Below are 24,709 nucleotides of genomic sequence, written 5' to 3'. Positions count from 1 at the left end.
TGGCCTTGGCCTCGATCCTTCAGCTGCCTTCGTGGGGTGATCGACTCGGCGGTTCGCCCGTAATGTCCCCATGGTCATCAGGGCGGGCCGTCGCGTGACGCTGCGGGGGCGCCGGCTTCCACGGGGCCGGTGTCCTGCCGTTCCACTCCTTCCTGGTCCTCGTCGAGGCGGTGGCCGGAGCGTTAGGTGACGTCCGGGAGGTCGGTTAGCCGTTGCCAGGCCAGGGTGAACGCGTGGGCCCAGGGCCAGGTGTGTTCGATCCGCAGCCACCGGCGGCGGGCATGGCGGGCCAGGCGGGCGGGCAGGTGGTAGATCCGGTACCGCATCGTGTCGGGCTCGGCTCGCACCAGATCGTCCTGGTCGTGCAGGGCCAGGAGACGGACCCAGCAGTCCAGGTCATGGCCGATGTTCGCAGCGAGCACCCAGCCCTGGTTGACCTGCCACTTCTTGGACGGCAGGTTGCGCAGGCCCATCGCCTTGTCGCCGCGCACGCGGTCCTCGACCGTGGCGTGGGAGCGGCTGAGGGCATCGAGCCACTGCGGCTGGTGGGAGCCGGCGATGCCCCACATGTGGCGGATGTTCGTGGCGACGACCGAGTACTTCCAGCCGGTCTTCTTCTCGAACACGGTCAGCTTCTTGACCTGCCGCCCGGACGGTTTGACCCGACGGACCAACAGCCGCATCCCGTCCGGCCAGCCCGACCGCTGGTTCAGCCCGGTCAACTCCGCCACCCCGTAGCTTTCGTGGGGTGTGCCGTCCTGTTCGAGCAGCGCGTCCCACGCCCGCTCGGGCAGGTGGGCGATGGCCTGCTCGTCGTCGGCGGTGATGGTCCAGCCGGTCAGGTAGCGCACAGTGCGCCGGGCGGTGTTCAGTTTCTCCAGATGCTCCAACAGTTCGTGGGTGGCGCCCGCGCCGTCGACGCGGACCAGGATCTTTGCCCGGGAGCTGTCGGGGATCTGCCCAAGCGCGTCCGCGAGCACGGCAAGGTGGTCGGCGACCGTGTTCGATCCGGCGTTGCCCGGCCTGAGCAGCATGGCCAGCGATTCCTGGGTGTTGGCGCACCACGCCGCCAAGGGGTGGAAGCCGAACGTCTTCTTGAAGGTGGCCGCGGCGCCCTCCTTCTTGGAGGAGGCCAGGATGACCGTGGCGTCGATGTCGATCACGATCCAGCCGGTCAGCACCTTGCCGGCCACCGCCAGCCAGGGGAAACCTCCCGGTCGCAGTGCGAGCAGGCTCCAGAGGTGCCGCCGGACCCGGGCTCTCGCCCTGGCGATCCGCCCCAGTTCCCGCTCGTCCATCCCCGCCAGCAGCCGGTGCGCGGTCGAGTCAGACCCGGCCGGGCCGAGGATCGCCTGATGGTGGGCCTGGAGCTGCTCGGCCTCGGACAGGTTCGTCGCCCCGAGCACGATCGCCGAGGCCAGGCCGAGGAGCACATGCGCACGGTTCCGCCAGGTTGCGCTCCCGCCCGCCGGCCACAGTCGCTGGAGCGCGACGGTCAGCCCGACCCGGTCCGCGACCCGGTGCAGCAGCACCGCCCCAGCATGCCCAACCAACCCCCTCCCGTCGGCCGTCACAGACAGCTGCCGGCCCCACCCGGTACGCTCCACCACCAGAAAGGTGCACCTGCTCTCTGCGCGGACACGACTTCGACACTCGCATCCTCGCAGGCCACGAGGCACCTTTCGCTAACTCTGAGTCAGACCAACTCGCCCGGCTCAATACCCGAGGCCAGTTCCTGCGCCGTCTGGACGTCGCCGGGATCATCGATGGGCTGTGTCCGATGCGGACCGAGGTCACCCACATCACCCACAGACAAGTCATCGAGGCGTTGATCGCCAACCGGCTCTCCTCGCCGATGCCGATGTTCAAGGTGAACAAGTGGGCCGAGCAGTGGGCGGTGGACGAGGTCTTCGGCATCACCCCGGACTTCCTCAACGACGACCGGATCGGCCGTGCTCTGCACGCGATCGCCCCGCACCTGGCCCAGATCAACGGCTCGGTGGGCGCCAGGGCGAAAGCCGAGTTCGGGATCGACACCACGCGCTGGCACTGGGACATGACCAGCATCTCCCTGCACGGCGCCTACGACTCCATGGCCGCGGTCGTGGGACATTCACAAGCACCACTGGGCGTGGATGTCCGGGAAGTGCCTGCTTGCCGCAGGGTACGGCCGCCCGGGGTCGGGCAGACCCCGGGCGGCTGGGAATGTGCTGAGCGGCATTGCGTCCAGTGTCGGCCGGTTCATACGCCGCCGACGTCTCGCCCGTGACTACGGGACGCTGTAGCCGCCGTCGACGGGCAGTGCGATGCCGGTGACGAAGCTGGACTTGTCGGAGGCGAGCCAGACGACGGCGTCGGCGATCTCCTCCGGGCGGGCGATCCGGCCCAGGGGGTGGGCAGCGCCGAACGCCTTCCGGTCCTCCGCTGGCATGTCCGCGATCATCGGGGTTTCCACCAGGCCGGGGCACACGGCGTTGATGCGGATGCCCTGGGGTGCGACCTCGAGGGCGGAGCTCTTGGTCATGGCGACTTCGGCGGCCTTGGTAGCCGTGTAACCGGAGAACCCGGGGACACCCACCAGTGCCGCGCCGGAAGACATGTTGACGATCGCGCCGGAGCCCTGCGCCACCATGTACTGGAGCTCGTACTTCATCGACAGGAACACGCCGCGCACGTTGAGGGCGAGCATGTGGTCGAGCATGTCCGTGGAGTAGTCCTTGGTGAGCTGGTACTCGCCGTCGTAGCCCGCGTTGTTCAGGGCAATGTCCAGGCGGCCGGTGTCCGCGGTCGCGGCCTTGACGGCACGCTCGATCTGAGCCTCGTCGGTCATGTCCGCCACCACATGGCGGGCCGAGCCGCCGGCGGCCTCGATCAGGCGCACCGTCTCCTTCAGGGTCTCCGCGGTGCGGCCCGCGACCGTCACCAGCGCCCCTTCGGCGGCAAGGGCCAGGGCGGACGCCCGACCGATACCGGATCCGCCGCCGGTGACCAGTGCGGTCTTGCCTGCGAACTGCTGGGTCATCTGCGTCTCTTTCATTCGTCGTGTCGCGTCGTATGCGTCGCGTGCGGGTGGCGACAAGTGGTCAGTAGCGGGTGGCACTGGCCTGAAGCAGGGGCGAGACGATGGTTTCCTGGCCGTCGACCGTCGCGCCGGCGAACGCGAGCATGGCGGCGAGCGTCCTGTTGTTCTCGGCGGGGAAGTTCAAGGTGGGGGCGGAGACCTCGTCGAGGGTCGCGCGCTGGGCGTCGGTGAGGGTGACGGCGAACGCGTCGAGGTTGGTCTCCAGCTGTGCCAGCCGGCGGGCCCCCACCAGGGTCGAGGTGATGCCGGGGCGGTTGTTCACCCAGTTCAGGGCGACAGCGGCCGGGCTGGCACCGACCTCGGCGGCGATCTCGTTGAGCGCGTCGATGACGACGTAGTCGCTCTGGCTCGGGGTGCCCACCAGGGCCGAGCGCGCGGTGTCGACCGGTCCGGTACGGGCGCTGGAGTACTTGCCGGACAGGAAGCCGCTCTTCAGCGGACTCCACGGCAGCACGCCCATGCCCTTGGCCTGGGCCAGCGGAATCAGCTCCCCCTCCGAGGAGCGCTCGAGCAGGGAGTACTCCAACTGAAGCGCGACGATAGGAGCCCAGCCCCGGAACTGTGCGAGGGTGGCAGCCTCGGCGGTCCGCCACGCCGGCACGTCGGAGAATCCGATGTAGCGGACCTTGCCGCTCGCCACGAGATCGTCCAAGGTCCGCATGGTCTCCTCGACCGGCGTCACGGGATCGAAGTTGTGCAGCCAGTAGATGTCGACGTAGTCCGTCTGCAGGCGCCGCAGCGAGTTCTCGAGCTGCTGCACGATTCCCTTGCGGCCGGCCCCGCCACCATTGGGGTCCTTCGCGTAGAGGTTCCCGAAGAATTTGGTGCCGATCACGACACGGTCGCGCAGCGACCCCTTCCCGGCGATGTAGTCGCCGATGATCTTCTCGGAGTGCCCGTTGGTGTAGATGTTGGCTGTGTCGATGGAATTGCCACCGCGTCCCAGATAGGCCGCGAGAATGTCCTTCGACTCCGCCGGGCTGGTGCCCCAGCCATGGTCCTCACCGAAGGTCATGGTACCGAGGGTGAACGGACTGATTCTCAGCCCCGAGCGGCCGAGCGTGACGTACGAGTCCAGCGCCATGGTGCAACTCCCAATGTGTCGGATAACGGGAACCGGCGGAGCGGATCGGCCCCGCCGCCAGTACCTCCATCCGACCACCGACCTCGTCCCAGCCCTAGGCCAATACGCTCAGAGCAATGCACGATCCGCTCAGCTTCGCCGGGATCGTTTGCCGTCCCGGTGTGGGCGCGTGGTGGAATGGGACGGTGGACAAGCTCGACGAACTCTGCGCACAGATCACCCGGCTCGCGACGCGCAACGCCCCGCCGACACGGCTCGACGGAGTGCAGGTCTTCGCCACCGACCGGGTGACGGAACCACTCGGCACAGTCACCGAGCCGTGCCTGGCCATGGTTGCCCAGGGGGCGAAACGCTCCGTCCTCGGAGAGCGGATCTTCGACTACCGTGCCGGCCAGTACCTGGTGGTCACCCTCGACCTCCCCCTGACCTCACAGATCACGCGCGCCGACGCGGCCGAGCCCGCCCTCTTCTTCGGGCTTCGGCTCAAGCCCGCGGTCATCGCACAGCTCCTGCTCGACGCCGGGGCCGCTCCCGGCACGGGAAGGGGAGACACGGGCGCAGCCATTGGCACGAGCGACGCCGACGACGATCTGATCGACGCAGCAGTCCGACGCCTCCGGCTCGTCGGCAACCCCGTCGACCAACGCGTCCTCGCGCACGATCGAGCGTGAGATCCACTGGCGCCTCCTGACCGGCCCCCAAGCGGCCATCGTGAGGCAGATCGGACTCGCGGACAGCAGGCATTCCCTCGTGGCACGCGCCATCCGCTGGCTCCAGGCACACTATGCCGAAGTCATCCGCATCGACGACCTCGCCGCCGATGTCGGGCTGAGCATTTCCTCACTCAACCGGCACTTTCGCGCTGTCACAGCCATGAGCCCGCTGCAATACCAAAAGCAACTGCGTCTCCAAAAGGCTCGCATCCAACTCATCGCCGACCCCCACGACATCGCCGCGATCGGGCACGCCGTCGGCTACGACAGTCCGTCCCAATTCAGCCGCGAATACAAGCGCATGTTCGGCGCACCGCCCGCCCAGGACGCGGCCAGACTTCAGGGGGTGTGCGTCTCGATTTGATTTGAAGAGCATCATCGAACTGATGTGGCATCAGAAGCAATTTCCCAACCGAGGGATACAGCTGCTGCTCGAGCTTCCGCGCGCATCAGCCTCGTTCGGGTGATCGCTCCGCAGCCAGCGCATAGGAGAAGGGCCTCCTGCACAGTTCGGTGATATCGACCTCGATTCGTCTGAGCTTCTGATCGGCTGACGGTTTGTCGATTCGCCCCTTTCGTCTCGCACGGTTGTGGGCAGGGCAGGGCCTTCGCGTGTCGCTGCGGCTGCGCCCGGGCTCCACGGCACCGGGGTTGTGTGTGTTCGCTCCTTCCTGCTCTCGCCGGGGTGCTGGCGGTGAGTCAGCTGGGGGCGGGCAGTGGTCGAGCAGGTCGTGGGTGGCGCCGGCGCCGTCGATCCGGATGAGGATCTTGGCGGCCGAGGAGTCGGGGATCTGCCGCAGGACGTCAGCCAGGAGGCGCAGATGGTCGGCCACGGTGTTCGCTCCCGCGTTGCCCTCGCGCAGCAGCATGGCCAGGCATTCTTGGGTGTTGGCACACCATGCCGCGAGTGGGTGGAAGCCGAACGTCCGCTTGAAGGTGGCCGCGGCCCCGGCCTTCTTGGACGCGGAGGCGATGATCGTGGCGTCGATGTCGATGATGATCCAACCGGTCAGGCGCTTGCCGACCACGCTCAGCCAGGGGAATCCGCCCGGCCGCAGTGCGACCTGACTCCAGACATCGCGGCGGACCCTCGCCCGGGCCTTGGCAATCTTCGCCAGGACTTTCTCGTCGATCGCCGCGAGCGCCCGGCGCATCGTGGAGTCCGAGGCCGGCACCCCGAACAGCGCGGCCTGGTGCGCGAGCAGGACCTCGGCGTCCAGCAGGCTCCTCGTGCCGAGCACGATGGCGACCGCCAGCATCACCACCAGCTGGCCCCGCTCGCGCCAGCCGGCTCCCGACCCGCGTGGAAGCACCTGCCCCAGCGCGCCCGTCACCCCGGTGCGGTCCGCGCAGCGGCGCAGCAGTGCCGCACCCGCGTGCCCGACCATGCCCTTGCCGTTGACCTTGTCCGACAGCCGCTCGTCCCAGCCGATAGCCTTCACCCAGAAGGTGCCCTTGCTCCTGCGCTGGATATGACCTAAACACTCACATCCTTGCAGGTCACGGGGCACCTTCTACCGACTCAGCCTCAGCTCACCTCAGCCACTGAATACCCAAGGTTGGTACCAGACCCCCGCGGAGACCACGTACGTGCCGGCTGGCGCCCTCCATTCCGCCCACGATGCACCGTACGGGGAGTCCCAACCCGCCCACACGAATCCGCTTGAGTCGGAGGCGGAGGCGGAGGTGGAGGTGCAGCCGAAGTCGTGGGCCCAAGCGGAGAGGTTGTTCACGTTCAGTGCATGCGCGCAGTACGTCAGTCCGCCGCCGGTCATTTGCGCGAAGCGGACCTGGGCTTCGATCGTGCGGCCGTCTGTCTGGACGCTGTAGCAGGAGTCCAGGTCGATCAAGTGGTTGCCGACCACGGTCACCAATGGGCCGTTTGTGATGTTCGGGTACCCGGAGCGGCAGGCATACGCACCAGCGGCATGGGCGCTGCCCGCACCTGCAGTCACCCCACTGACAGCGACGAGCCCGGTGACGACGGCCTTGGCGAGACTGCCGGTCCAACTTGGCATGTTCCCCCTGAGTTCGGCCCGGAGCCCATAGACCTGGCAACCGGAAGCTGTGCGACGCCGTCCACTGACAGGCGCTCGAAGCTACCGATGCGGATCCTGCGTTCGTCCTAGATCCGTCCTTCCGCCAGGTCAGAGCGGGTCGGTAGGGCCGACTCCTCGCTGGCGCAGCAACCCGGCCACTGTCCACCTGGAGAACCTCGGCGTGCGAGCCCTGCCCTAACTGAGCGTTTTCAGCCTGGCTACTGATTGGGTGACGCCGGTGAGGCCGAGGTGAGGGCCGCAACGCACAAAGCCCCCGTGCCGTTGGGGGAGGTGTTCGAAGTCTCAACCCATCGGCACAGGAGCCCTGTTGGTTCCCTATCCTGCCGCACTCGACCTCCCGCATGCCCTCGTCGAGTGGGTCACGATGCTCATCGTCAGCCGTGAGGGTGACCGACGGTGCAAACTCCCGCCGCACCAACGGGCGCTCGTCGCTCTGGTGTACCTACGCCGCCACGACACCCTTACCCGGCTCGCATCCGGCTTCGGGATATCCGTCGCCACCGCCCACGCGTATGTCACCGCCGTGACCGTCCTGCTCGCCGAGCGGGCCCCGGGCCTGCTCAAGACTCTGCGCGAGCATGATCCGGAGTTCGTCCTGCTGGACGGGACCCTTGCCGAGTGCGACCGCGTCGGTGACAGCCGAGCCGACTACTCGGCAAAGCACCGTCGGCACGGCGTGAACGTCCAGGTCGTCACCGACCCCGCCGGTGAGGTCCTGTGGATCTCACCCGCGCTGCCGGGCCGCACCCACGACCTGACCGCAGCCCGCACCCACCGCATCATCCGGATCTGCGAACGCCAGGGCGTCCCGATCCTCGCCGACCGCGCCTACCAAGGTGCCGGCCCCTGGGTTGCGACCGGACTCAAACGGCCACCGGGTGGTGAACTCACCCTCACCCAGCGCACCGTCAACCGGGCCCTGTCCGCGGCGAGAGCACCAGCCGAACGCGGCATGACACGGCTGAAGTCCTGGCAGATCTTCCGCAGATCCCGGATCAGCCCCAACCGCATGACCGTCATCACCAAAGCCGTCCTCACCCTGGAGAGGCAACGCTGAAAACGCTCACTGCGCGTCGTGCGTCGCCAGGTCACCGACCAGGCGGCATTTTCCCCCCGGCAGACTCGCACGCGCGGTCCAAGCCACCCACGCTGAACTCCTCGAACGCCTCCTGCCACGGCGCCGCCGCCGGGCCAACCCTCGCGTCATCAAACGCAAAGTCGCCAACTGGCCGCTCAAACGCGCCGCCCACCGGGCTGCAGACCACCCAACCACCGCGGCCATCACCCTCGTTGGCGCCACCAAACCCAAACGAGTCAAACGAATACCAAAGCCCTAAGTTACCGGTATTGAGGCTAGAACCCGAAGCTCAGCGGCGTCGACCATCTTGCGGCATTTCATTCCTTTTTAAGTACGCGGCGACACCAGGATATCGCCTCCTGGATTGCTACGATTCCGACGGAGCCGGCCATGCCGATAAGCAATCCGGAAATGAACAAATCGCGCTGATCTTCTGCATCTGCTAGAGGGTCTGTGCCAATCCAGTTGGCAGCAATCGAGGTCGAAGAGATCCACACGTCGTCTGCCGAGAAGTAAGGCGTAACACTGTCTGTGTGAAAGGCTCTGATGATATCGGATGGGGCTACGATAGCCACATCCATAGGCCGGTGCGGTCCCGCTGCCTGCAGCCCGCCATAAAGAATGTAGATGGTCGGAGGCTGGAGCCTCGCGTGCGCCCCTGAGCTTACCCACCAATGACCCGCAGGTCTGACAATAAGGGCGGGAGGGCGCTGATCACTACTCACGTAATCTTTCTTGCGTCGTGCGCCGAGGGTGCAGATTTGGCGTGAATATCGATTGGGCTGGCCGCGGTTTTTCGGTGACCCCGCCGTGCAGCGAACCAGCCAACGCCGGTAGCGAGGATTGTGACCCCAAGAGCGGGATTTCCGATGGTACCGAGAACAACCAGCTCGCACGCGATCGGCCACCGTTCCTATCCATGCGGTGCCGAGAGGACGCTTCGGGTCGGCGTAATGTTGAGGTCCTCGGATGGCAAACGGTCAGATGCGCGGTCCGCCGGCTCAACTAGCGATTCCGACAAGTGGGGCTGATACTGACAAATATGGATGCTGGCAGCGGGTCGGTTCGTGGCTCTTCGGACCAACACGGGGCATCAGCGGTGGATGTTCTGGTGGTCGGTGCCGGGCCAACCGGGCTTCTGCTGGCGGGCGACCTCGCCGAGTCCGGGGTCAACGTCACGCTGGTGGAGCGGCGCGATCACGAATCCAACCTGAGCCGCGCCTTCAGCATCCACGCACGAACCATGGAGGAACTCGACGCCCGGGGCCTGGCCGACGAACTACTCGCTCTCGGCTCACCGGTCCGGGCGTTGCATCCGTTCGGCCGCATCAGCATCGACTTCTCCGGCCTTCGCACACGCTTTCCGTTCCTGCTGATCGTCCCCCAATGGCAGGTGGAGCGTCTTCTGCTGCGCCGGGCCGAGGAAGCGGGAGCGACGATAGTGCGGGGGACCCGGGTTACAGGGATACGGCAGGACCCGGGCGGCGTGGACGCGGAAACGAACCATCCGGACGGTGCCACGGCCACACTTCGAGCGCGCTACCTGGTCGGCACCGACGGAGCGAGCAGCACCGTCCGGCGGAGCCTGGGCATGCCGTTCCCCGGCAAGTCGGCCATCCGCTCCGTGATGCTGGCCGATGTACTGCTTGAACGCGCCCCTGACGAAGCTTTCAATTTCGCCTCGACCCAGCACGGCTTCACCTTCTTCGCGCCGTTCGGGGACGGCTGGTACCGGGTCATCGCCTGGGACCGGCAACAGCAGCAGCTGCCCGACGATGCGCCGGTCACGATGGAGGAGGTCCGGGACATCACGAGGCGAACCATCGGTGACGACCTCGGGATGCACGATGCCCGTTGGGTTTCCCGCTTCCACAGCGACGAACGACAGGTACCCCGCTACCGTCAAGGGCGGGTGTTCCTCGCGGGCGACGCCGCGCACGTCCACTCGCCCGCCGGGGGCATGGGCATGAACACCGGGATGCAGGACGCCGCCAACCTCGGCTGGAAACTGGCAGCTGTCGTGCGCGGCTGGGCTGATGACGAGTTGTTGGACAGCTACCACACCGAGCGCCATCCGGTGGCCCGAAGGGTGCTGCACGTCAGTCACGCACTCCTCACGGCCGTCATCACCGGGTCACCTGCGGTCCGCGCGTTGCGCGGCTCGTTGGCCGCCATCGCGCACCAGCTACGTGTCATAGAGCCGCGTGCGTCCCGCAGCATCTCCGGCATAGGGATCACCTACCCCGCACCCTGGGGCTCCCACCCGCTTGCCGGGCGCCGGGTACCGGACCTCCGACTGGCAGGGGAACCGGCACGGCTGTATGAGGCCCTGCGACGAGGCACGTTCGTACTGGTGGGCCGCGACGTCGCCGCAGTCGCCGCGCCGTGGGAAGGGCGGGTGGTGACCGCATCCCCCGCAGCCGGCCTGCGGCCCACGCTACTGGTCCGACCCGACGGTTACGCCGCCTGGGCGGCCGAGGACCCCGATCCGGACGAGGTACGCGAAACCTTGACGCGGTGGCTGGGCGAGGTGGTCGGACAAAGCTAGGCGGGGCGTGGTCGCGCGCGGCGGGACGCGCGCTGAGGCCCGCGGGATCACCTACCCCGGCAGGGCTGATGCGTTCTCAGGTGGCGAGATGAAGGGTCGCCGGGTTCGGTGGGACGGGGTCAAGCTGAGCACCCCGTTCGAGACGGACTGGGGCTCGTCGTGCCCCATCGGGGTCGCGCCCGCCCCGGAGCCGACAGAGAAGTAACCGTGTGCAGCATCGAAGAATGGCTGGGCCCCCACGCGTCACCCGCGGTGAGGGCCGCCCCGTTTCTTCAGGAACTGCTCGGCGCTCAGCCGGTGGCCCTCCGCCGCCGTGCCGTGAGCGCTGTTACTGCCACCGACCTCCTCCTTCATACGCCGGTCACGGCTACGCCCCCGTCGGGCGGTTCACTGCTTTCGAGATAGACCACCAGCGTCTGCTCCGGCTGGTCGGCCAGGTGAAAAGCGGTGTACACATAATCGATCGCTCCCCGTTGCGGGTGCCGTAGCCGTTTCCGACCGCTGTGCCGGGCCTGCACGTCGTACTGGGGCCACCAGTCCCGCACTTCCGGGCTGGCCTCGTTCAGCTCCTCGATCAGTCGGGTGTACCGCGGGTCGCCGGAATGGCGTGCGGCCAGCGTCCGAAGTCGGCCGAGTAGGCCGCGTGCCTCGGGTTCCCAGTCGACCAGCACGTCCCGGGCAACCGGTTCGAGAAACACCCAGCGGACGAGGTTGGCCGGCCGGTCCGCCTCGGTGATGAGCTTCGGGAACAGCTTGTCGGCCGCTTGGTTGTGGCTGAGGACGTCATAGTTGCCGCCGATGATGTATGCCGGGTTCGGCTGGAGCAGCAGGGGGACGGCACCCACCTCGGCCGTTAGCGGCTCGCGTTCCTCGGCTTCAGCCGCAGGCGCGTGACCGGCAAGCTGGAGGAGATGATCGCGCTCGTGCCGGTCGAGCCGCAGCGCCGCGGCGAGGGCGTTCAGCACCTGTTCGGAGGCGCGGATCTCCCGCCCCTGCTCCAGATACGTGTACCAGGTGGCGCTGATCCCGGCCAGCAGTGCCAGTTCCTCTCGGCGAAGTCCGGGAGTCCGGCGACGGCCGGTCTGGGGCAGGCCCACCTCGTCAGGGGTGAGGCGCTCTCTCCGGCTGCGCAGGAACTCACTCAGCTGACGGCGTTGGTCCGGCTGCGTGGGCATGACGGATGACACCTCTAGTTCCAGAATAAATACGGTCTGGATACCAGGCTAAGGCGCCCGGAGACTGGTGTGCGAGCACGGGCCGCGGCACTGCCGACGGCCCTCACACGGTCACACCGGCACCCGGCCGTCCAGTGCGCAACGGTTTCCGGACGCTCCTCCAGGACCTGTTGCCGCTCGGGACCCCGGCCCCGGTGCCGAGGATGGAGAGGACGATTGCATGTCCGGAATTAAGGGCAAAGTGGTAGCGATCACGGGAGCCAGCAGCGGCATCGGTGAGGCGACCGCGCTGCTACTCGCCGAACGCGGCGCGCGTCTCGTCCTGGGCGCGCGCCGGTCCGAGCGCCTGGCGGAGCTGGTGGCCCGGATCGAGAAGGCGGGTGGCGCGGCCGTTCAGATCCGCACCGACGTGACCCGGCGGGACGACCTGCAGGCCCTGGTCGCACTGGCCGGTGAATGCTTCGGCCGACTCGACGTACTCGTCAGCAATGCGGGAGTCGGCACGATCTCGCCTCTCGACGATCTGCGCGTCGACGAGTGGGACCAGATGGTCGACGTCAACGTGAAGGGTGTGCTGCACGGGATCGGCGCCGCGCTGCCGGTCTTCCGGGCACAGGGCACCGGCCACTTCATCACCACCGCTTCCACGGCCGCGTTTCGCATCGTGCCGACAATGGCGGTCTACGCCGGCACCAAGTTCGCGGTCCGGGCCATCTGCGAAGGACTGCGCCAGGAAGCCGGCGACTCCCTGCGGGTGACCACCGTCTCACCCGGTGCGACTGCGACAGACTTCGCCGAGGCGTCAACCAACAGCCAGGTCAGGGCAGAGATCACGAAGATGCGGGACCACATCGCGATCCCGCCCGACGCGATCGCCCGGGCCATCGCTTTCGCGATCGAACAGCCTGCCGCGGTCGACGTGAACGAGATCGTCGTCCGGCCCACCGCCCAGAGCTGACCTCCCCCGCCCTTCCGGTGCGGAGACCCGCACCCGCGGAACTGCTCCACGCGTCACATAGCAACACAGACCCGTCGGCCCGTGGGTGGCATGCCCGAATGGAAACGACGGACGCGACGCCAGATGATCAAGATTGCTGAGACCGAGATCGACTTGGAGCCGCGTCCGCGTGCAATCTTCCCTGATCAGTGTCCTCACACGCCACTTCGAGGACGCAGCCGCGCATGTCCACCCACGGACTCCTCAAAGTTGACGATGTCGACACAGGAGGGCACGGTCCTCGTTGATCACGTGGAGTCGAAGCCGCGTGAGTCAAAGGAACCGTGCCCGGATGCCATCCTGCCTGATCGAGGACCTCTCCTGCGTCATCGATGACATCGAAGTCCCTCTTGACCAGGACACTTTGGCTGGATCGCAGGAGGTGGTGGCGTTGGTGGACGTGTTGACGCTGGTGCCTGACCCGCGCCGCAGGCAGGGTTGCCGCTACCCGTTCACGGGCCTGCTCGCGGTCGCGGTCGTGGCGGTGCTGTGCGGGGCACGGTCACTGGCTGGGATCTCCCGGTGGGCCCGGGGTGCGAACGTCGGGCTGCTCGAAGTGCTGGGTCTGCCGCAGGGTGTCGACGGCCTTGTGCCGGCTACTACGACCCGGGGCCGGGCCCTGGCCAAGACAGACGGTGACGCGCTGGACGACGCCTTGACCCTGTTCACCGAAGCCCTCGCCGCTACTGACGTTGTTGTCGTGATGTCGTCAACGTGAGTCCGGGTCCGGCGAGACATCCATCGATGAGGTTGCTGCGGTACTGGATCTGGCGGAGACCACTGTGGGACGCCGCAGGCCTGCTCCAGGACCAGGACACCCGCACGCTCTCAGCCCAACTCATCGATCGTGAACGGCTGATGGTCCAGCTCGCCAGCCAAGTCACCCAGACCCTGGAGCGCATCCGCACCGAGGCCTGCTCCGGCGCAACGAACGAGTCCGGCGGCCAGGAGGGCCCGTACCCGCCGGGCAGCCAGCTGGCCACACCTCGCCCCACGCCCGGCGCCTCACTACCGAAGGGAACCATGTCCATGCCCCAACCCGAATCCAGCCCGGCCGACCGCACCACGGACGTCTACCTCCTCTTCGCGCACGAGCCGTACTACCCGGGCCCCGGCGCCCAGGAGATCAACACCACCGTGGTGGCCGCCGCCTCCCTGCTGCACCCGCAGGTGCGCCAGCCCGACGGCGCGCGCATCCACGATCTCCTCACCCGCGGGCGTCGATCCGGCGAGATCATTCCGCTGGCCACCCTCACCCACGAACTGAGCGGCGGTGCCGACTGGCCGAAGGTCGGCGACTGGGAGGGCGTCACCGCCGACCTGGTCCAGGTCGTCCACGCAGGTCGGTGCGACGCCCTCAGCCTCGGCCTGCCCGAGATCGCGCGGGCCCTGCTGTGCACCGGGCCGCACAGCCACGTCCGCGCCTACGACGCGGCGGCCGATGACCTCCTTGTCTACGGGGCCACTGAGCGCGAGACGGTCCTGGCGGAGGTCGGCATGTACCTTGCCGAGTTCGTGGCCGAGCAAGCCCTCTGGCCAGGCGATGGTCTGCTGCCTCAGCTCGGCCACCATGGCTGATACCACGAAGGCCCTGGTATGGGGCGAACCCACCCGTTTCATGTCACGGTCATGGGGGTGTGCGATGTCGTGCAGAGTGGATTTGGCGTACGGGTGGAGGAGACGCTGGCCGAGCTTCCCGAGCAGGGCCGTCTGGAAGTCATGGAGAGGAGCGCCGCCGCGCTGGTGGATTCTGGCTCCTGGTCGGTTCCTGGCGGCTGGGATTGCGGACTGCAGTTCGGCTCGCGGCGTTGGGTGGCGTTGACCGCGTACGTCGACGGGATCAAGGTGTATGACGCCGGCTGGGTGGGCTGAGTCGATCGGCTGTCGACGCGTGGCGTGGATCGGAGTGAAGGCGGGCGAGCGGTGCTGCCGTAGACGCTAGGGTGGCGGCTCGTCTGATCTCCGTTTCGCCGAGGAGCAGCCCGATGCACAGCGCCCCTTTCCGTCTCGTCGTCACAGGCGGCGGGACTGGTGGACACACGTATCCCGCGCTGACCGCGGTGCGCACGTTGCAGGCCCGGCTCGCCGCCGAGGGGCGGGCGCTCGAGACGCTGTGGATCGGGACGGCTGACGGGCTGGAGGCGCGCGTTGCCCCGGCCGAGGGCATTCCCTTCACCACGGTGGCGACCGGCAAGATCCGCCGCTCGAAGAACCCGATCAAGCTGGTGTCACCGGCCAACGTCAAGGACATGGCGCGGGTGCCGCTCGGCGTGCTGCAGGCGCGGCGGCGCCGGCAGAGGCGGCGTGGGCCTCGCGACGGGTCGTGCTCGCGACGGGCGGCTACGTGGCTGGTCCGCGGATGTGCCACGCGGATGTGCCACCGGCCGCTCGTGCTGCACGAGCAGACGGTGCGGCTGGGGCTAGCGAACCGCAAGCTGGCTGCGTCGGCTGCGCGGATCTGCGTGTCGTCGGAATCGACGCTGGACCTGCTGTCGGAGTCGGCGCGGGCGGTCGCCGTGGTGACCGGGAACCCTGTGCGGCCCGAGGTGCTGTCTGGACAGGCGGAGCGGGCTGTCCAGGCACTCGGCCTGTGGGGCTTCGACCGGAGTCTGCCGATGGTGTACGTGACGGGCGGGGCGCAGGGCTCGCAGCAGATCAACGAGCTGGTCGGCGAGTCGGCGCAGTGGCTGCTGCAGCGGGCGAACCTCATCCACCAGTGCGGTCCCACGAATGAGGAGAGCCTGCGGGCGCGGGCGGCGGAGCTGCCGGCCGAGCTGGCGGCCCGCTACCACCTGGCGGGGTTCGTCAGCGGCGAACTGCCCGACGTCCTGGCCCTGGCGGACGTCGTGGTGTCCCGGAGTGGGGCGGGGACGCTGGCGGAGCTGACCGCACTGGGCAAGCCGGCTGTATTCGTGCCGCTGGCGTCGTCGGCGGGGAACGAGCAGGTCCACAACGCCCGGCATCTGGAGGAGGCCGGGGCGGCGATCGCGCTGACCGGCGAGGTGACGCCGGGCCAGCTGCAGACGGCGGTGGGCCCGCTCCTGGCTGATGCCCCCTTGCGGCAGGCGATGGCGGAGCGGGCCCGTGCGTACGGCCGCCCGGACGCGGCGGACAGGCTCGTGGACGAGATCCTGGCCGCCGCGCAGGGGCAGCCTGTCACTGCTGGGTCTGGCCGACGTGGAGAGCCGTCCCTGCCTCGATGAGGACGGCGCACGCGTTGAACGCGTCCTGGTCCTTGCCCATCGGGTCGGGGACGTCGCGGTCGCCCAGGTACAGGGCGAGCTTGGGCTGAACGTCGTCGTTGACGATCTCGCGCAGGACGTCGAGCACGGAGGCATCCATCGCCAGGATGCTGTCGGCCCAGTCGAGCATCTCGGAGGTGAGCTGCTGGGCGCGGTGGCTGGTGAGGTCGAGCCCGAGCCGCCTGGCGGCCTCGACTATCTGCTCGTTGGCGGGCTGGCCTTCCCACTTCCCGATCAGCGCGGCGGAGCGGACCTCGAGTGCGCCGGCGCCCCGCTTGGCGAGCGCCAGGGCGGCGAATGGGCTGCGGCAGTAGTTGCCGAGGCAGACGGTCAGGACCTTGCGCACGATGCGGCTCCCACGGTCTTGAGGGCCTGACCGAGGGCGGTGACGACCTGGTCGATGTCGTTCTCGGTGAGGTGCTGGTGGAACGGCAGCGTAAGCACCTCGCGGCAGGCTTGCTCAGTGGCGGGCAAGTCGCGCCGCCACGGGGCGAATGCGGGCTGCAGGTGGTTGGGCGGGTAGTGGACGCCGACGCCGATGCCGCGAGCCTTCATCTGCGCGTGGACCTCGACCCGGTGAGGGATGAGGACCTGGCACAGGTGCGGCACGGAGCGGTCGGGGTCGACATCGACCAGGCGCACGCCGTCCAGGCCGGTGAGCACCCGCCGGTAGGACCGCCACAGGATGCGGCGGGTCGTCTCAGCCTTCTCGAAGTGCTCGAGCTGGGCCAGGCCGATCGCGGCGTTGATGCCGGACATCTGATAGCGCAGCCCGAAGCCCTCCACCTGGTAGCTGGTCGTGCGGCTGCGTTCGGCCTGGGACTGGACGATGCCGAGCATCCGGATCCGGCGGATCGTGGCGGCCTCGGCGCGAGTGCGGGGGATGACGATGCCGCCCTGCCCGCAGGTGAGGTTCTTGATTGGGCCGAAGCTGAAGCAGGTCAGGTCTCCGGTGGCCCCGACGCGGCGGGCGCCGTTGCGGGAGCCGAAGGCGTGCGCCGCGTCCTCCACGATGGCGATGTCTCGCGAGGCCAGCTCTTTGCGTACGCGGGAGAAGTCGATGGCCCGACCGCCGAACAGGACCGGCATCACGGCGCGGGTGCGGTCGGTGACGGCGTCCATGACGAGCTGATCGGTGACGCAGAGCGTGGCCGGGTCGAGCATGCGGAAGCGGGCCAAGGTGCCCAGTCAGCGCAGGCAGCTCGAATGGGCTGCTCGCGCGCAGGTGATCACTGCCGTGCTCGGCGCGGTCACCGCGATCGCAGGGTGTGTGGCGCAGTTCGCGCGGTAACGCGACGCGGACATAGGAGGGGTGCGGACGGCACAGTCGAGGCCTGCGTGAAGCGGGCCCGGCCGGCACATGATCGGCCGACCCCGCCTCAACGCCCACACACCGGCCGGGGCCCCTGGGTGCGACCAGGGCCCCGGTCACTCGCGCGTGTGGCCTCCAGCAGAACCGGAGGAGCCCCTACCAGGTCGATTATCCAGTGCTTGCCGGGCATGGCGCCCCTAGCGCACTCGGGCTATGGCTGGCGGAGGTTGGCGAAAGGGGATCGCGCGCCGCGGCCCGCCACAGCCACACGGATCTGCGGGGTGTTATTCGGAGCTGGTGGGGTTGGTTCACCCTTACGCATGAACTCGGCTGCACGGAAGCCGACTTCGCGCTGGTGGTCACCAGGACCGTCGCCTAGGTCTTCGCCCGCCCCGACGCACTGCCTGCTACCGCGCTGCCGGCCACCACCGGCGCCGGCTCGGCTACCCTCGGCTGCCCAGGACGCTCTAGCCACAACCGCCGAAGCACAAACGGTGATCATCCGTCTGTGTGACCGGTGACCGGTGACCGCACCGCCGCCCGGGTTGCCGCAGACAGTGGAACCGACAAGGCCCCCACGAGGCACCCGGACGCGGCTGGCTGGCCCAACCCGCGTCGCCGAGCGCGCGGGCCAGGCCGACTGCCGCCGCAGCGGACAGCGGCCAAATTCTTCCAATGTCACAGTACCTCTGGCGGGTCTGCGGCCTGGCGCGAAATAGTGGCTGTGTGACCGATAGCGTTCTGTGTCCCGCACCGAACGGCGCTGGCCTTGCCGAGCTGTTGAGCGGCTTGGACTCCTACCGGTTGGCACGGCAAACTCTGCTGGGGGTCTTGGGACTCGGCCAGTCGAACCGGGACCCCCTTGCCGAGTTCGCCGAGCACCTGGTCGGGGCCCTATGGCAAGGCCAACTCGCCGAATCCCGGGTGCAGGCGAACTACGACCTGATATCAGCCGACGGCGAGTGCGTACAGGTCAAGTACCTCGCTAACCCTCTCTCCGACTGGCCGAACGAGCACACTGTGCGGAGCATCCCCGGCGTCCGCTGGTACGCGCTCGTCGTCTACGAAGCGTTCGCCGTGACGGGCGTCCTGGCCTTCCCGTCTGACCTGACAGAAATCTGCTCGGCCCTGGGCAAGCGCCACCCCGGCCAGTCGACATCTTTGCAACTCACCCGCCGGAACTGGTGGACGATCCGGGATAACGCAGACGCTTATCGGCAGCTCGGCATGCGTATTTGGGTTCCTCCCTTCCTGTAGGTGGGCGCGGTCAATCGGCTGGGTTCGCGTACGCTGCCGCTTACTCACTCACGTACCTCCGGCGAAGATCTGCCCGACATCCTGGAGACACTTCCCGGCCTTGAGGCCGCGATCCCCCAGCCGGCCCGCGCAGTTGGCGCGACGGCCTCGGCCTTCCCCGCCGGTGGACGACCTGCAGCCTTTCACGATTGATTCGAGCCGACGTTGGTCGCGTGACATCATTCGGCCTGCTGCGCAGGGCGCGTTGGGGCCGGTCGTGTCAGTGCCGGTGACTAGACATTTCAGCAGTCGGTCGAGCCTGTGTTGCCTTGCGGCTGCGGGCAGGGGCCGGTGGAGTGACAACTGATGTTCGGGGGCGGCGTGAGCGACGGGAAGGTGCGAGTTGGCGGGCGTGATGTGGAGTTTGAGGTAGCTGCCCGGTGGGTTCGCTCCTATTTCGACGAGTCGGCGAACAGGGCCGCCGCGAAAGCCAAGGGGGGCAAGCCGTTCGCGTACCCGGCATACGACCGGATGACCACAGGCAGCGGTCCAGACGAGCTGAATGATGGCGACCTCCTCGCTCCGTTGCTCCTCAACGCCGGTCCCTCGATTGCCGCTGTGTACGCGCTGCACGCTGTGCGACCGGCGCTGGAGGCCGGGCTGGCCGCCATACCCCAGGACCTCGCGCTGCAGACCGCAGTGGCCCATGGTCGCCACGGGTCCCTGCTCGAGAGTCTGATCGGCGTCTTGGACGTCCCCGGAAAGGTGCCCGGGATCGGATTGACCAAGTTGACCAAGATCCTCCATCGGAAGCGCCCGCTCTTCATCCCGCTCTTCGACCAGCAGGTCAAAGCTTGCTACTACAGCGCGGACACCAACTATCCGATGCATCCCACGCCTGGGCGACCTGACGCAGTTTTCTTCTCGACTCTCGCCGAATGCATGACCCGGGACCTCGCGGAGCAGCCGGAGCAGTGGGAAGCCCTGGCATCGCAGGCCCCCGACGACGTGTCGCGGTTGCGGATCCTTGATGTCGTGGCCTGGAAGCTGGGCGCCGACTCGTCCGCGCCAACAACACCTTGATGAGCTTCGGCCAGCATGGCTCAGCCTGAGGCACTACAACCCTGGCCGGCGAGAGCCCAGCGGCCGAGCCGAGGAACTGCTCCATCGCGGGCACGAAGTCGCTGGAGGAGAGACCCTGCAGGTAGAGCACGGGCAGGGCCTCACTGATCTTCGGGGACTTCCGGCACCAAGGGGCGAGGATATTGGACGAGAACCGCTTGCGCTCGGCCGTCTCGCCATCGACCCGCTTGCCGTTCACCCGCGGTGCCTTCACCGCAATCGGCCCGGCGGCGCTGGCCACTGGCCGCTCGCGGTGGTGACCGTTGCGGACCACCAGACGGCGACCGGCATCGTTCCGCTCGTCCACCAACTCAGTTATGTACTGGTTTACTTCAGCTTCCAGGGCCGCGACGAGCATCGACGGACGCCCTCACGGACAATGTCGTCCATCAGGGAGCCGCTCTGGGGGGTGTCGTCCTCGTTGAATACGCTCAGCACGGGCCTGCCTTCCCGACCCGCGCTGCAACGCGGAACTACTCGATGACCAGAAGTCGATCACTCGGGAAGGTGCGCCCTCCGCGTTCCGCGAGGCACCCCTCCCAGGTCCGAGGGGCGGTCATGTTTTCGCGGAGGCAGGTTCCCGCCCGCGCGCGCAGGGACGGGGCGATCTCGGTCGATGAGGCGTAGTGATCAGGACAATCCTGGGCAAGAAGTCGAGTTTTCGTTCACGTGTTCCTAAGGGTGGGTGTTGACCATGCGCCGGATGTGAAGTCCGGCGGCCAAGGAAGACACGAGCCCGGGGGTTGCGATGCGCAGTAGGGGATGGTGGCGTGCCAGCAGACGGATGCTGACGGCGGTTACGGCATTCGTGGTTGTGTCTGGGGCCGCTCCTGCACTGGCGAGGGCTGAGGAGGGTACTGATCTGCGGGTGGAGTCCTACGTCCTGCCGACCGGTGCTGCGAAACTGCCGCTGAAGGAACTGGCGACCCCTCAAGGCCACGACAGATTGAAGACGCTGGCCGGGAGGGCCGAACCTGGCGCGCGCCTGGCGCAGGAGACGACAGGGCCGGCCGCTTCGTATGCACCGCTATCGCATCGAGCTTCCGGCTCCACGCCGGCCCAGGCCTTTTCACCGACCGGGCCGGGGGCGGCAGCGCCGGAGCCCCCGCGGACGATGACGTACGACGAGTGCAAGAAGGGCCTGGGCAGCGACAACAAGTTCTATGTGAAGTCGCGGTTTGCCGCGTGCGACGGCGCCTCGTTCGTGCAGGAGTGGCTGATGAACGGCCGTCCCGCCGGTGCGAGCATGTTCAACGTGCGAGTGGTCGGCACGATCGCACGAGACAGCCGCACCATCGACTTCCAGTACTACTTCACCGACTTCGAGACGACCGGTGAAACAGGCGCGTTGTCAATGCCGATCACCACCAAGGGAACGGTCCCGAAGACCTGGCCATCCGGTGCCCGATTCACCCGTGGTGGGAACGCGCCCGGCACCATGACCTGGGCTCAGCTGGAGGCTTTGCGCACGTTCCACGAGACGGTGAACGCCAAGCCGGGTCAGGGCAGCGGACGATCCGATCTGCTTGCCGCGGTCTACGAACCCCTGGTCAGCTTCAAGCCTCCGGCCCCGTGGAAGCTCAGTGGGGCCACGCAGGGCACCCTGTTCATGCTCGCACCGCGGTGGGACGCGGCGTCGTACCTGCCGAACTCGACCGGTGGCCGTAACCCGGCGACGAAGGGCGCGGCGACCTTCAGCTACATCACGGCGATGGTCCTCAGTGCGAGGGCCGGTGCCGAAGAACGCGCCGAAGCCCAGCACATCAAAACGGCCTTCACGCACCCCGAAGACACCAAGCCGTACATGTCGGCGAAGAAAGTCCCGGGCCAGAACGTGGAGGACCCTCTGCACCGCACCGTGGACGCCAAGCGGAACGACGACAACCGCAACGCGGCGAAGAAGCAGTGCAGACGCTACTGGGGCGCCGGCTACTCCCACGGCAACACCCGGGACTGCGACGAATACCCCTTCGCAAGCACCTACGAAGGAGCAGCCGAGCACGACTACGATCCGGAAGTCCGCAAGTTCAACTTCTCCGTCAAGCCCATCGCCAAGGAAGACAACCAGGCCGGCGGTCTCATCCTGAAAAGCTTCTACTCCAAGAACCGCATCCTCGATGGCCAAGGCGACGCCTTCATCGTCGAGATCAGCGGCTGACCACTCAAGGCGGGAGCACCCGGCTGCTCCCGCCGCATCGGCCGGCTACGGCCGGGCAGGCCAGAACTGCACCAGGTACCGCTCCACGCCCTTGATGCTCTCCTCACTCTCGCCGAGAGCCTCGACGGCGGCACGGCCGGTGGAACAGACGCGCACGCGCCATGATCCGGCAGTGTTGCTCAAGGTGATCAGGTCCTCGGACCGACCGAGGCTCATCGACCACACCGCCACCTGACCGCTCACCGACTCGAAGTCGGCCTCCGCCTGCTCCTCCCAGGCAGCCGCCTCCTGCGCCGGCGCAGGGCCGTCCCACACCTCGACCGTCAACAGTGCAGTGTGGGTATGACCGGCACTGGTGATGTCGAGGCGACCGGGGTGGGTGCTGAGGAACGCGCCGAAGTCGAACTCGTCCGGGAACAGCAACTCCAGTACAGCGTCGTCGGACTCCTGCAGACCGAAGGCGTGGTAACCCACGAACACGTCAAGTTGTTGCTGACGGAGAAGCTGTGCCATGTCGTGCCCCCGGTAAGTCGCAGACGGCTGGCTATCGGCAGCAATCGTAGGCGGGCGGCCACGTGCCTGGGCCACCTCCGGCCACACCTGGACCCTGGCATGGCCGGAGGACGTCGGTTGTCCTCGGCGGGCCCGCTTTCCACGGGCCGTCCGACCACGCTGGTGGCTTTGCTGGAACGTTTCCCCGCCGAGGGGACCGGCCGCGCCGTGCTGTGAAGGACACGTCGGCGCTGGTGGCTCATCGTCATCCCTTCGCCTGAGCTTGCCTTTTATGGCCGTGTACGGTGATCACCGGCGTAGGCGAGGGACGGGGCATTGGTGGATCTGCGGCATCAGACGGAGAACTTCGTCAACGCGTCATGGTCGATGGTGGGGCTGCGGGATCTGGTCTACGACATGGTGGGCCTGCTGTTCACCGAGCTGAGTGCCCATGGCGGTATGGCGGGCGACGGGGCGGCTGGCAGAGCCTTTGCCAAGGTGTACACCGCAGCCGTCAAGTCGGTCTTCGACCAGTCCGGGTTCGCCCACCAGGTGATGGCCAACGGCGCGGGCGCCCTGCTCAACGCCTCCGAGGAACTCCTCAAGCGTGACGACAAGGTCGCAGCCAAGCTTCTGGAACAGAGCCCCTTCACGCCCGGGATCGGTGATCAGCCGGCCGGCCCCGATTGCAGCCCGCGCGCCAGCCACAACGCCGAGGACCTGCCGAACGTCGTCGGCGAGACCAGCGGCATCGATCAGTACCTCTTCAACGAGCGATTCCTCGGACAGCCGGACAAACTGCGGGCCGTCGCCACAACCTGGCGCAGCGCGGCCAAGATCCTCCACGACACCTACTGGGACTCCCGCGACGCATGGAAGACAGCCACCCTCGATCAAGCGGGCCATACCGCTGACGTGGTCGAGAGCTTCTTCGAGAAGTTCGTCGGCAAGACACCACCACCCAGCGAAGTGGGCGACCACGCCACCCTCCTGGCGAACCTCCCCACGGCCTGCACGATGCTCGCAAACGCCTGCGACGCCTACGCCGACCACGTCGAAACCGCCAAACAACGCCTTCCCATGGAGAACAGCGAACTCGACGGTGACTTCCTGTGGCCCTGGGAACAGCCACGCTTCGGAGGCGACGGCCACGACGGCGGCCTGCACGACCTCATAGCCGGCGACACGCGCATCACCTCGCTCGGCAACATCCCTCACGCACTGGACAGCTCCCAGTCCCGAGTCAAGATGCCGCAGCCGGACAACGGCGGACTCTTTCCCAACCTACCGCCGTTCCTCGGCCCCCTGATCCGCGTCCCGACACTGGTCCCAGCCGCTTACCGCCCCCTGCCCTCCAACACTCCGCACATACAGCCAATCCCCCCGGCGATCCCTCCCGACCCGCGGTTCCCACAGCTCACGCCCAGCCAGGGGCAGAACTTCCAGACATGGCTCGACTCACTACGCAAGGGCGACATCTCCGGCGGCAAGCCGGCCGAGCAGGCCTACCAGAGGCGCGTGGCGGGCTTCCCGGAGTTCGAGGTACCAATCCCAGCAGGGATCAGTCCGTCCAACACCCTGATGGTCGACGGATTCCGCAACCTCGACGGGATGGCGGTCGAAGCAAAATACGTGAACAAGCCGAACCAACGCTGCTACCGCTCGCTGGAAGACCTCCGCAAGAACCACGCGACCGGCGACAGAGACTTCCTCTACAAGGATGACCGCCTGGAACTCCGCAAGTACGCCGCCGCACTCAACGACCCACGCAACAAGGAGATGCGCGGAGTCGAGACAGTCACCAACAACCAAGACGCCGTCCAGTACTGGCGCATCATGATGGCGGCCTACGGCGTCAAAGGCCACGCCCGCTACGTTCCCTGACCAGCCCATCCCCAGGAAAGTACCGCTATGGAACCCGAAGAGATCGCGGAACTGCGCACCCTGTTCGTCTTCACCCCACCGCGCGGGCAGAGCTGGGGCCTGACCTTCGAGGGATTCGAGGCACGGCTCCGTGAGCGGAATCCGGACACATTCATCCGCATCGATGACGAAGGAGACGGCCCAGTCCGCGGATCATCAATGATCTTCGGAATCACTTTCGACGACGAGACCCTGGAAGGCTTCGCCAGCCTGGAACCCGAAGGCGTATCCGTCCGGGAGTGCAACGCCCACATGGCAGCCCGGGTCGCCCTGTGGCTCCGGAACAACGTGGCACCCGATGAGGTCCCCGTCATGTTCAACACGGACTGGGGAATCGAGGAAGGCATGGAACCCACCCTCGTCCCCGACGCCACCCGCCCACGCATCGTGGCAGCACTCGTCCAGCACATCGAAGAGACCGGCGACCTCGACTGACAGCGCCCCAACACGGTCGCCGCAGACGCACCCCTCACTGCCAATCGCCACC

General features: G+C 67.5%; 24 protein-coding genes and 1 pseudogene. 15 read left to right on the top strand and 10 right to left on the bottom strand.

All coding sequences use genetic code 11. The features are described 5' to 3' along the window. Nucleotides 1-182: 182 nt before the first annotated feature. On the bottom strand, nucleotides 183-1,607 hold the full coding sequence (locus A6P39_RS00755) for an IS1380 family transposase (RefSeq protein ID WP_267893318.1): 1,425 nt from the start codon (nucleotides 1,605-1,607) through the stop codon (nucleotides 183-185). A 23-nt stretch (nucleotides 1,608-1,630) separates the two neighbouring features. Here A6P39_RS00755 and A6P39_RS00750 point away from each other — a divergent pair, with 23 nt between their 5' ends. Next, nucleotides 1,631-2,269, top strand: coding sequence for a DUF4277 domain-containing protein (locus tag A6P39_RS00750; RefSeq protein ID WP_267893319.1), 639 nt, complete (start codon nucleotides 1,631-1,633; stop codon nucleotides 2,267-2,269). Here the strand turns inward: A6P39_RS00750 and A6P39_RS00745 are convergent, their stop codons facing one another. Together A6P39_RS00745 and A6P39_RS00740 are read right to left on the bottom strand one after the other, a co-directional pair. Beyond that, nucleotides 2,270-3,022 carry an SDR family NAD(P)-dependent oxidoreductase gene (locus A6P39_RS00745; RefSeq protein WP_067045892.1) on the bottom strand — a complete coding sequence of 251 codons (753 nt, stop codon included), beginning with the start codon at nucleotides 3,020-3,022 and terminating at the stop codon, nucleotides 2,270-2,272. 61 nt (nucleotides 3,023-3,083) lie between these two features. Further along, the gene (locus tag A6P39_RS00740) at nucleotides 3,084-4,166 is read right to left on the bottom strand and encodes an aldo/keto reductase (protein ID WP_067045890.1); all 1,083 of its coding nucleotides are present in this window, start codon (nucleotides 4,164-4,166) and stop codon (nucleotides 3,084-3,086) included. 116 nt (nucleotides 4,167-4,282) lie between these two features. On the opposite strand from A6P39_RS00740, the gene A6P39_RS00735 reads away from it, so the two are divergent. Both A6P39_RS00735 and A6P39_RS00730 read left to right on the top strand, forming a co-directional pair. Next, on the top strand, nucleotides 4,283-4,837 hold the full coding sequence (locus A6P39_RS00735; RefSeq protein WP_331454063.1) for an AraC family transcriptional regulator: 555 nt from the start codon (nucleotides 4,283-4,285) through the stop codon (nucleotides 4,835-4,837). Nucleotides 4,838-4,916: 79 nt separating this feature from the next. Beyond that, a complete protein-coding gene (locus A6P39_RS00730) occupies nucleotides 4,917-5,243 on the top strand; it encodes an AraC family transcriptional regulator (protein WP_331454062.1) in 327 nt (108 codons plus the stop codon). 85 nt (nucleotides 5,244-5,328) lie between these two features. On the opposite strand, the gene A6P39_RS00725 is transcribed toward A6P39_RS00730, so the two are convergent. Both A6P39_RS00725 and A6P39_RS00720 read right to left on the bottom strand, forming a co-directional pair. Next, nucleotides 5,329-6,390, bottom strand: a complete 1,062-nt coding sequence (locus A6P39_RS00725) for a transposase (RefSeq protein WP_234378911.1) — start codon at nucleotides 6,388-6,390, stop codon at nucleotides 5,329-5,331. A gap of 27 nt (nucleotides 6,391-6,417) precedes the next feature. Then, nucleotides 6,418-6,897 (bottom strand): hypothetical protein, encoded by a 480-nt coding sequence (locus tag A6P39_RS00720; protein WP_159396055.1) that lies wholly within the window; start codon nucleotides 6,895-6,897, stop codon nucleotides 6,418-6,420. A 349-nt stretch (nucleotides 6,898-7,246) separates the two neighbouring features. Between A6P39_RS00720 and A6P39_RS00715 the strand changes: the two genes are divergently transcribed. Both A6P39_RS00715 and A6P39_RS00710 read left to right on the top strand, forming a co-directional pair. Beyond that, nucleotides 7,247-7,996 (top strand): transposase family protein, encoded by a 750-nt coding sequence (locus tag A6P39_RS00715; RefSeq protein ID WP_067045886.1) that lies wholly within the window; start codon nucleotides 7,247-7,249, stop codon nucleotides 7,994-7,996. A gap of 1,063 nt (nucleotides 7,997-9,059) precedes the next feature. Further along, entirely contained in the window at nucleotides 9,060-10,565 is a 1,506-nt protein-coding gene (locus A6P39_RS00710) for an FAD-dependent monooxygenase (RefSeq protein WP_067056350.1), read from the top strand. A 350-nt stretch (nucleotides 10,566-10,915) separates the two neighbouring features. Here the strand turns inward: A6P39_RS00710 and A6P39_RS00705 are convergent, their stop codons facing one another. After that, the gene (locus A6P39_RS00705; RefSeq protein WP_067056345.1) at nucleotides 10,916-11,740 is read right to left on the bottom strand and encodes a helix-turn-helix transcriptional regulator; all 825 of its coding nucleotides are present in this window, start codon (nucleotides 11,738-11,740) and stop codon (nucleotides 10,916-10,918) included. 220 nt (nucleotides 11,741-11,960) lie between these two features. On the opposite strand from A6P39_RS00705, the gene A6P39_RS00700 reads away from it, so the two are divergent. The 5 genes from A6P39_RS00700 (at nucleotide 11,961) to A6P39_RS00680 (ending at nucleotide 15,940) form a co-directional block, all read left to right on the top strand. Next, nucleotides 11,961-12,698 (top strand): SDR family oxidoreductase, encoded by a 738-nt coding sequence (locus tag A6P39_RS00700; protein ID WP_067056342.1) that lies wholly within the window; start codon nucleotides 11,961-11,963, stop codon nucleotides 12,696-12,698. Nucleotides 12,699-13,029: 331 nt separating this feature from the next. Next, nucleotides 13,030-13,455 carry a transposase family protein gene (locus tag A6P39_RS00695; protein ID WP_067056339.1) on the top strand — a complete coding sequence of 142 codons (426 nt, stop codon included), beginning with the start codon at nucleotides 13,030-13,032 and terminating at the stop codon, nucleotides 13,453-13,455. A 26-nt stretch (nucleotides 13,456-13,481) separates the two neighbouring features. Beyond that, entirely contained in the window at nucleotides 13,482-14,315 is an 834-nt protein-coding gene (locus A6P39_RS00690) for a hypothetical protein (RefSeq protein ID WP_234379293.1), read from the top strand. An 18-nt stretch (nucleotides 14,316-14,333) separates the two neighbouring features. Next, entirely contained in the window at nucleotides 14,334-14,609 is a 276-nt protein-coding gene (locus A6P39_RS00685) for a hypothetical protein (RefSeq protein WP_275883765.1), read from the top strand. A 113-nt stretch (nucleotides 14,610-14,722) separates the two neighbouring features. Then, on the top strand, nucleotides 14,723-15,940 hold the full coding sequence (locus tag A6P39_RS00680) for a UDP-N-acetylglucosamine--N-acetylmuramyl-(pentapeptide) pyrophosphoryl-undecaprenol N-acetylglucosamine transferase (RefSeq protein ID WP_275883764.1): 1,218 nt from the start codon (nucleotides 14,723-14,725) through the stop codon (nucleotides 15,938-15,940). Here A6P39_RS00680 and A6P39_RS00675 read toward each other — a convergent pair. Both A6P39_RS00675 and A6P39_RS00670 read right to left on the bottom strand, forming a co-directional pair. Then, entirely contained in the window at nucleotides 15,894-16,325 is a 432-nt protein-coding gene (locus tag A6P39_RS00675) for an arsenate reductase/protein-tyrosine-phosphatase family protein (RefSeq protein ID WP_067056333.1), read from the bottom strand. The genes A6P39_RS00680 and A6P39_RS00675 overlap by 47 nt on opposite strands. Continuing rightward, on the bottom strand, nucleotides 16,310-17,158 hold the full coding sequence (locus A6P39_RS00670; protein WP_234379291.1) for a DegT/DnrJ/EryC1/StrS family aminotransferase: 849 nt from the start codon (nucleotides 17,156-17,158) through the stop codon (nucleotides 16,310-16,312). The genes A6P39_RS00675 and A6P39_RS00670 overlap by 16 nt, the downstream gene beginning before the upstream one ends. Nucleotides 17,159-18,017: 859 nt before the next feature. Between A6P39_RS00670 and A6P39_RS00665 the strand changes: the two genes are divergently transcribed. Together A6P39_RS00665 and A6P39_RS00660 are read left to right on the top strand one after the other, a co-directional pair. Next, nucleotides 18,018-18,548 carry a hypothetical protein gene (locus A6P39_RS00665; protein WP_159396218.1) on the top strand — a complete coding sequence of 177 codons (531 nt, stop codon included), beginning with the start codon at nucleotides 18,018-18,020 and terminating at the stop codon, nucleotides 18,546-18,548. Nucleotides 18,549-18,908: 360 nt separating this feature from the next. Then, the gene (locus A6P39_RS00660) at nucleotides 18,909-19,610 is read left to right on the top strand and encodes a DUF6308 family protein (RefSeq protein ID WP_067056356.1); all 702 of its coding nucleotides are present in this window, start codon (nucleotides 18,909-18,911) and stop codon (nucleotides 19,608-19,610) included. A 37-nt stretch (nucleotides 19,611-19,647) separates the two neighbouring features. Here the strand turns inward: A6P39_RS00660 and A6P39_RS00655 are convergent. After that, a pseudogene (locus A6P39_RS00655) lies at nucleotides 19,648-20,087 on the bottom strand (transposase); the annotation flags it as partial. Nucleotides 20,088-20,517: 430 nt separating this feature from the next. Here A6P39_RS00655 and A6P39_RS00650 point away from each other — a divergent pair. Continuing rightward, the gene (locus tag A6P39_RS00650) at nucleotides 20,518-21,807 is read left to right on the top strand and encodes a NucA/NucB deoxyribonuclease domain-containing protein (protein ID WP_234379290.1); all 1,290 of its coding nucleotides are present in this window, start codon (nucleotides 20,518-20,520) and stop codon (nucleotides 21,805-21,807) included. A gap of 45 nt (nucleotides 21,808-21,852) precedes the next feature. Here A6P39_RS00650 and A6P39_RS00645 read toward each other — a convergent pair whose 3' ends face one another. Then, complete coding sequence (locus A6P39_RS00645; RefSeq protein WP_067056353.1) at nucleotides 21,853-22,320, bottom strand: hypothetical protein; 468 nt, start codon at nucleotides 22,318-22,320, stop codon at nucleotides 21,853-21,855. Between the two features lie 318 nt (nucleotides 22,321-22,638). Here A6P39_RS00645 and A6P39_RS00640 point away from each other — a divergent pair, with 318 nt between their 5' ends. Next, entirely contained in the window at nucleotides 22,639-24,183 is a 1,545-nt protein-coding gene (locus A6P39_RS00640) for a restriction endonuclease fold toxin-2 domain-containing protein (RefSeq protein ID WP_067056328.1), read from the top strand. Between the two features lie 27 nt (nucleotides 24,184-24,210). Continuing rightward, nucleotides 24,211-24,657, top strand: a complete 447-nt coding sequence (locus tag A6P39_RS00635; RefSeq protein WP_067056325.1) for a hypothetical protein — start codon at nucleotides 24,211-24,213, stop codon at nucleotides 24,655-24,657. Nucleotides 24,658-24,709 lie beyond the last annotated feature (52 nt).

It is taken from the genome of Streptomyces sp. FXJ1.172 (assembly GCF_001636945.3).
Lineage (GTDB): Bacteria > Actinomycetota > Actinomycetes > Streptomycetales > Streptomycetaceae > Streptomyces.
The sequence above is the reverse complement of the archived record's forward strand: the minus strand, read 5'-3'. Positions and strand labels throughout refer to the sequence as shown.

Bases quoted from the DNA above. Each gene is read 5' to 3' on its own strand.
- A6P39_RS00745 (WP_067045892.1), bottom strand. From the start codon at position 3,022: ATGACCCAGCAGTTCGCAGGCAAGACCGCACTGGTCACCGGCGGCGGA.
- A6P39_RS00740 (WP_067045890.1), bottom strand. From the start codon at position 4,166: ATGGCGCTGGACTCGTACGTCACGCTCGGCCGCTCGGGGCTGAGAATC.
- A6P39_RS00735 (WP_331454063.1), top strand. From the start codon at position 4,283: ATGCACGATCCGCTCAGCTTCGCCGGGATCGTTTGCCGTCCCGGTGTG.
- A6P39_RS00720 (WP_159396055.1), bottom strand. From the start codon at position 6,897: ATGCCAAGTTGGACCGGCAGTCTCGCCAAGGCCGTCGTCACCGGGCTC.
- A6P39_RS00710 (WP_067056350.1), top strand. From the start codon at position 9,060: ATGGATGCTGGCAGCGGGTCGGTTCGTGGCTCTTCGGACCAACACGGG.
- A6P39_RS00705 (WP_067056345.1), bottom strand. From the start codon at position 11,740: ATGCCCACGCAGCCGGACCAACGCCGTCAGCTGAGTGAGTTCCTGCGC.
- A6P39_RS00700 (WP_067056342.1), top strand. From the start codon at position 11,961: ATGTCCGGAATTAAGGGCAAAGTGGTAGCGATCACGGGAGCCAGCAGC.
- A6P39_RS00695 (WP_067056339.1), top strand. From the start codon at position 13,030: ATGCCATCCTGCCTGATCGAGGACCTCTCCTGCGTCATCGATGACATC.
- A6P39_RS00690 (WP_234379293.1), top strand. From the start codon at position 13,482: ATGAGGTTGCTGCGGTACTGGATCTGGCGGAGACCACTGTGGGACGCC.
- A6P39_RS00685 (WP_275883765.1), top strand. From the start codon at position 14,334: ATGGGGCGAACCCACCCGTTTCATGTCACGGTCATGGGGGTGTGCGAT.
- A6P39_RS00680 (WP_275883764.1), top strand. From the start codon at position 14,723: ATGCACAGCGCCCCTTTCCGTCTCGTCGTCACAGGCGGCGGGACTGGT.
- A6P39_RS00645 (WP_067056353.1), bottom strand. From the start codon at position 22,320: ATGGCACAGCTTCTCCGTCAGCAACAACTTGACGTGTTCGTGGGTTAC.
- A6P39_RS00635 (WP_067056325.1), top strand. From the start codon at position 24,211: ATGGAACCCGAAGAGATCGCGGAACTGCGCACCCTGTTCGTCTTCACC.